The organism is Candidatus Clostridium helianthi, assembly GCF_045310795.1.
Classification (GTDB): domain Bacteria; phylum Bacillota; class Clostridia; order Clostridiales; family Clostridiaceae; genus Clostridium; species Clostridium helianthi.
The window spans coordinates 1-312 of sequence record NZ_JBJIAB010000150.1 but is presented as its reverse complement, the minus strand read 5'-3'; the positions used below and the strand labels follow the sequence as shown (position 1 = coordinate 312).

Here is a 312-nt window from a genome sequence, read left to right as displayed (position 1 = left end):
AAAATTGAACAGAATAAGATAAATACATTTAAGTAAACCAGCAATTTTTATTTGAGTAAGCTAAGATTAAACTTTTTCCAATATGGATAAGTTCAACTAACATTTAGCTGAAGGTAAACTTCATCTAAATTAAGTTTCACTTTATATTGAGAGTTTGATCCTGGCTCAGGACGAACGCTGGCGGCGTGCTTAACACATGCAAGTCGAGCGAGATGAACTCCTTCGGGAGGGACTCTAGCGGCGGACGGGTGAGTAACACGTGGGTAACCTGCCTCATAGAGGGGAATAGCCTTTCGAAAGGAAGATTAATAC

General features: G+C 39.7%; 1 rRNA gene. It reads left to right on the top strand.

What is annotated here, in order from left to right:
- Positions 1–142: 142 nt before the first annotated feature.
- A 16S ribosomal RNA gene (locus ACJDTP_RS27580) occupies positions 143–312 on the top strand; the annotation flags it as partial.